At 43.2% G+C, this 479-nt stretch carries 1 protein-coding gene; it reads right to left on the bottom strand.

Translation table 11 applies throughout. The features are described from left to right. Positions 1-479 (bottom strand): ATP-binding protein (locus tag ACYVRA_RS08640; protein ID WP_461252312.1); only part of this gene is annotated, 479 nt, incomplete at both ends.

The raw sequence follows: 479 nt of genomic DNA, 5'->3' as shown, positions 1-479 counted from the left end.
GGATTCTGCCTGCTCGAAGGATTTAAAAAGTTTTGCCTGTTGTTCGGGGGTTATGCCGATTCCCGTGTCGCTTACCGAAACTTGCAGGGTATAGATATTGTCTGTTTTCTGGGCAAGACGCGCGGTAAGGCTGATTTCTCCATGCTCGGGAGTAAATTTAATGGCGTTCCCCAACAAGTTGGTGATGACTTGCGCTACTCGCTGGTCGTCCCCTATGAGCGTGCGGGGAATGGAATGATCGATATTTACGGTAAATTTTTGATGTTTTTCATCTATGCGGAAAGTGACGACATTCACTATTCGCCTGAGCATTTTCTCAAATTCAAATTCCGTTTCTGAAAGCTCAAATTTATTCGCTTCAATTTTTGACATGTCCAGAATATCATTTATTACGCCGAGCAAGTGGTTAGAAGCGTCTTCTATTTTCATAAAGCAGTAGTCTTTACGTTCAATATTCGGCGCGGACTTTCCTATCTTGA

It is taken from the genome of Treponema sp. R8-4-B8, assembly GCF_054786175.1.
The sequence above is the reverse complement of the archived record's forward strand: the minus strand, read 5'-3'. Positions and strand labels throughout refer to the sequence as shown.